General features: G+C 55.3%; 2 tRNA genes and 3 rRNA genes. All 5 read left to right on the top strand.

Going from position 1 to position 5,507, the window contains the following annotated elements:
* Positions 1-251: 251 nt before the first annotated feature.
* The 5 genes from IHE47_RS00085 (at position 252) to rrf (ending at position 5,342) form a co-directional block, all read left to right on the top strand.
* A 16S ribosomal RNA gene (locus tag IHE47_RS00085) occupies positions 252-1,796 on the top strand.
* 83 nt (positions 1,797-1,879) lie between these two features.
* A tRNA-Ile gene (locus IHE47_RS00080) sits at positions 1,880-1,956 on the top strand.
* A gap of 23 nt (positions 1,957-1,979) precedes the next feature.
* Positions 1,980-2,055: transfer RNA gene (locus IHE47_RS00075), tRNA-Ala, on the top strand.
* A gap of 186 nt (positions 2,056-2,241) precedes the next feature.
* Positions 2,242-5,121: ribosomal RNA gene (locus IHE47_RS00070) — 23S ribosomal RNA — on the top strand.
* Positions 5,122-5,229: 108 nt separating this feature from the next.
* Positions 5,230-5,342, top strand: a 5S ribosomal RNA gene (gene rrf, locus IHE47_RS00065).
* Together the 16S, 23S and 5S rRNA genes with 2 tRNA genes alongside form the textbook arrangement of a ribosomal RNA operon.
* Positions 5,343-5,507 lie beyond the last annotated feature (165 nt).

Below are 5,507 nucleotides of genomic sequence, written 5' to 3'. Positions count from 1 at the left end.
AGGGTGTTGACGGACCGAAAAGACGATGTATAGTAGGCGGCTCACCGGGACGAAATGTCCTGAAGCGGAAAGCTCCGCGGTGATTGGATCTTTGACAGTGTGCACAGGTGAATTGTGTGGACGCCTTGCGCTGGCGGGTTGATGACCTGTCCAAGCAATGCAAGCGTCCCACCCAAAAGAAAGTCAGTAATGAGTTTTGATTGGTTGGGGTCACGCTTCAGAAAGATAGATGGCTTCGGCCATCGAAAACTTAAGTGAAGAGTTTGATCCTGGCTCAGATTGAACGCTGGCGGCATGCCTAACACATGCAAGTCGAACGGCAGCACAGCAGTAGCAATACTGTGGGTGGCGAGTGGCGGACGGGTGAGTAATGCATCGGGATCTACCCAAACGTGGGGGATAACGTAGGGAAACTTACGCTAATACCGCATACGTCCCAAGGGAGAAAGCGGGGGCTCGCAAGACCTCGCGCGGTTGGACGAACCGATGTGCGATTAGCTAGTTGGTAGGGTAATGGCCTACCAAGGCGACGATCGCTAGCTGGTCTGAGAGGATGATCAGCCACACTGGGACTGAGACACGGCCCAGACTCCTACGGGAGGCAGCAGTGGGGAATATTGGACAATGGGCGCAAGCCTGATCCAGCAATGCCGCGTGTGTGAAGAAGGCCTTCGGGTTGTAAAGCACTTTTATCAGGAGCGAAATGCCATGGGCCAATACCCCGTGGAGCTGACGGTACCTGAGGAATAAGCACCGGCTAACTTCGTGCCAGCAGCCGCGGTAATACGAAGGGTGCAAGCGTTAATCGGAATTACTGGGCGTAAAGGGTGCGTAGGCGGTTCGTTAAGTCTGTCGTGAAATCCCCGGGCTCAACCTGGGAATGGCGATGGATACTGGCGAGCTAGAGTGTGTCAGAGGATGGTGGAATTCCCGGTGTAGCGGTGAAATGCGTAGAGATCGGGAGGAACATCAGTGGCGAAGGCGGCCATCTGGGACAACACTGACGCTGAAGCACGAAAGCGTGGGGAGCAAACAGGATTAGATACCCTGGTAGTCCACGCCCTAAACGATGCGAACTGGATGTTGGTCTCAACTCGGAGATCAGTGTCGAAGCAAACGCGTTAAGTTCGCCGCCTGGGGAGTACGGTCGCAAGACTGAAACTCAAAGGAATTGACGGGGGCCCGCACAAGCGGTGGAGTATGTGGTTTAATTCGATGCAACGCGAAGAACCTTACCTGGCCTTGACATGTCCGGAATCCTGCAGAGATGCGGGAGTGCCTTCGGGAATCGGAACACAGGTGCTGCATGGCTGTCGTCAGCTCGTGTCGTGAGATGTTGGGTTAAGTCCCGCAACGAGCGCAACCCTTGTCCTTAGTTGCCAGCACGTAATGGTGGGAACTCTAAGGAGACTGCCGGTGACAAACCGGAGGAAGGTGGGGATGACGTCAAGTCCTCATGGCCCTTACGGCCAGGGCTACACACGTACTACAATGGTCGGTACAGAGGGTTGCAATACCGCGAGGTGGAGCCAATCCCAGAAAGCCGATCCCAGTCCGGATTGGAGTCTGCAACTCGACTCCATGAAGTCGGAATCGCTAGTAATCGCAGATCAGCTATGCTGCGGTGAATACGTTCCCGGGCCTTGTACACACCGCCCGTCACACCATGGGAGTGAGTTGCTCCAGAAGCCGTTAGTCTAACCGCAAGGGGGACGACGACCACGGAGTGGTTCATGACTGGGGTGAAGTCGTAACAAGGTAGCCGTATCGGAAGGTGCGGCTGGATCACCTCCTTTCGAGAACGACAGCGCGATCCGTCGCGCAAGACGTCCACACAAGACACCTGTATTCACGTAGCGTCCCGGCAAGAAAGCTTTGCGGGTCTGTAGCTCAGGTGGTTAGAGCGCACCCCTGATAAGGGTGAGGCCGGTGGTTCGAGTCCTCCCAGACCCACCAACCTGTGCACCTCTACCAAGCATGGGGCCATAGCTCAGCTGGGAGAGCACCTGCTTTGCAAGCAGGGGGTCGTCGGTTCGATCCCGACTGGCTCCACCACGGTGGACGACGTGAAGACAAGCACACGAAAAGATTTTGAAGCGAGGCGGCGTTGAGGCCGTTCTTGTGTTCTTTGAAAACTGGCAAACGAGTGACAAGCGTCTTGGTTCGAACCGAACCGAGACACGTGTTGAGGCACGAACAGGTGGTTTGAGAGTATGGCCCTGAGGCGACTTGGGGTTATATGGTCAAGCGACCAAGCGTATACGGTGGATGCCTTGGCAGTCAGAGGCGATGAAGGACGTGGCAGCCTGCGAAAAGTGTCGGGGAGCTGGCAACAAGCTTTGATCCGGCAATGTCCGAATGGGGAAACCCACCGCGCAAGCGGTATCCGTAACTGAATTCATAGGTTGCGGAAGCGAACCCGGGGAACTGAAATATCTAAGTACCCGGAGGAAAAGAAATCAACCGAGATTCCGTCAGTAGCGACGAGCGAACGCGGACTAGCCCAAAAGTTTCTAGTGTTTTAGCCGAACGGTTTGGAAAGGCCGGCCATAGCGGGTGATAGCCCCGTAGGCGAAAGGGCATTAGAGATGAAATTGAGTAGGGCGGGGCACGAGAAACCCTGTCTGAACATGGGGGGACCATCCTCCAAGGCTAAATACTCCTGACTGACCGATAGCGAACAAGTACCGTGAGGGAAAGGCGAAAAGAACCCCGGAGAGGGGAGTGAAATAGACCCTGAAACCGTATACGTACAAGCAGTGGAAGCCCGCAAGGGTGACTGCGTACCTTTTGTATAATGGGTCAGCGACTTACTGTCAGTGGCAAGCTTAACCGTATAGGGGAGGCGAAGGGAAACCGAGTCTGAATAGGGCGCATAGTCTCTGGCAGTAGACCCGAAACCGAGTGATCTATCCATGGCCAGGTTGAAGGTGCGGTAACACGCACTGGAGGACCGAACCCACATCTGTTGCAATAGATGGGGATGAGCTGTGGATAGGAGTGAAAGGCTAAACAAACTCGGAGATAGCTGGTTCTCCTCGAAAGCTATTTAGGTAGCGCCTCGGACGAATCTTCCTGGGGGTAGAGCACTGTTATGGCTAGCGGGTCATCGCGACTTAGCAAACCATGGCAAACTCCGAATACCAGGACAGACTATCCGGGAGACACACGGCGGGTGCTAACGTCCGTCGTGAAAAGGGAAACAACCCAGACCCGCAGCTAAGGTCCCCAAGTTCTAGCTAAGTGGAAAACGATGTGGAAAGGCATAGACAGCCAGGAGGTTGGCTTAGAAGCAGCCATCCTTTAAAGAAAGCGTAATAGCTCACTGGTCGAGTCGGTCTGCGCGGAAGATTTAACGGGGCTAAGCTAGACACCGAAGCTCGGGGTGCACACGCAAGTGTGCGCGGTAGAGGAGCGTTCCGTAAGCCTGTGAAGGTGGATTGTAAAGTCTGCTGGAGGTATCGGAAGTGCGAATGCTGACATGAGTAACGATAATGCGGGTGAAAAGCCCGCACGCCGAAAGCCCAAGGTTTCCTCGCGCAACGTTCATCGGCGCAGGGTGAGTCGGCCCCTAAGGCGAGGCAGAAATGCGTAGTCGATGGGAAGCTGGTTAATATTCCAGCACTTTTCTTAAGTGCGATGTGGGGACGGAGAAGGTTAGGTCTACCGGGCGTTGGTTGTCCCGGGGAAAGGCGGTAGGCATGAGGGTTAGGCAAATCCGGCCCTCTTTATGCCGAGCACCGAGACGAGCCCTTTTGGGCGAAGTGACTGATACCACGCTTCCAGGAAAAGCCACTAAGCTTCAGCTTAAGAAAAACCGTACCGTAAACCGACACTGGTAGGCAGGGTGAGAATCCCAAGGCGCTTGAGAGAACTCGGGTGAAGGAACTAGGCAAAATGGCACCGTAACTTCGGGAGAAGGTGCGCCCTTTTTGGTGGCTACATGCGTAGCTGAGCTGAGAAGGGTCGCAGTAACCTGGCCGCTGCGACTGTTTATCAAAAACACAGCACTCTGCAAACACGAAAGTGGACGTATAGGGTGTGACGCCTGCCCGGTGCTGGAAGGTTAATTGATGGGGTCAGCCGCAAGGCGAAGCTCTTGATCGAAGCCCCAGTAAACGGCGGCCGTAACTATAACGGTCCTAAGGTAGCGAAATTCCTTGTCGGGTAAGTTCCGACCTGCACGAATGGCGTAACGACAGCGGCGCTGTCTCCACCCGAGACTCAGTGAAATTGAAATCGCTGTGAAGATGCAGCGTTCCCGCGGCAAGACGGAAAGACCCCGTGAACCTTTACTATAGCTTTACACTGAACGTTGAGTTCTTCTGTGTAGGATAGGTGGGAGGCTACGAAACCGAGACGCCAGTTTCGGTGGAGCCATCCTTGAAATACCACCCTGAAGTGCTTGACGTTCTAACCTCGGCCCGTAATCCGGGTCAGGGACCGTGTATGGTGGGTAGTTTGACTGGGGCGGTCTCCTCCCAAAGAGTAACGGAGGAGCACGAAGGTACGCTCAGCGCGGTCGGACATCGCGCACTGTGTGCAAAGGCATAAGCGTGCTTGACTGCAAGATCGACGGATCAAGCAGGTACGAAAGTAGGTCTTAGTGATCCGGTGGTTCTGTATGGAAGGGCCATCGCTCAACGGATAAAAGGTACTCCGGGGATAACAGGCTGATACCGCCCAAGAGTTCATATCGACGGCGGTGTTTGGCACCTCGATGTCGGCTCATCACATCCTGGGGCTGTAGCCGGTCCCAAGGGTATGGCTGTTCGCCATTTAAAGTGGTACGCGAGCTGGGTTCAGAACGTCGTGAGACAGTTCGGTCCCTATCTGTCGTGGGCGTTGGAGATTTGAGGGGGGCTGCTCCTAGTACGAGAGGACCGGAGTGGACGTTCCGCTGGTGTTCGGGTTGTCATGCCCATGGCATTGCCCGGTAGCTATGAACGGAAGCGATAACCGCTGAAAGCATCTAAGCGGGAAGCGCGCCCCAAGATGAGATCTCCCGAGAGTTCAACTCTCCTGTAGGCACCATTTAGACTAAGTGGTTGATAGGCGCGGTGTGGAAGTGCAGCAATGCATTGAGCTTACGCGTACTAATGAGCCGTGCGGCTTGACCATATAACCCCAAGTGGCCTTCGCCACGTGCCGGTTCCAACGAATCCGGACGCTTGTCACTCGTTTGCCAAATTCTTGAAGCCGGCGCTTCTGCGCTGCTTCAACCCCTTCCCTGGCGGCCATAGCGCTGTGGTCCCACCCGATCCCATCCCGAACTCGGAAGTGAAACGCAGCCGCGCCGATGGTAGTGTGCACTTGCATGCAAGAGTAGGTCACCGCCAGGGGCTTTATCCTTAAACACCCTCACCGACATCGGTGGGGGTGTTTGCTTTTGCGGCCTACCCTTGGACCGAACCCGCCACCCCGCCGCCGCCCTTCGCCTATCATCACTATTCCATCGGCCGCCACCGGCCCGCTCGGAGCGCGCGCTTGTTCGTACACGTCGATAA

The organism is Rhodanobacter sp. DHB23, from assembly GCF_014842975.1.
Lineage (GTDB): Bacteria > Pseudomonadota > Gammaproteobacteria > Xanthomonadales > Rhodanobacteraceae > Rhodanobacter_A.
Note: the sequence above shows the minus strand (reverse complement) of the source record. Positions and strands in the feature narration are given on the sequence as shown.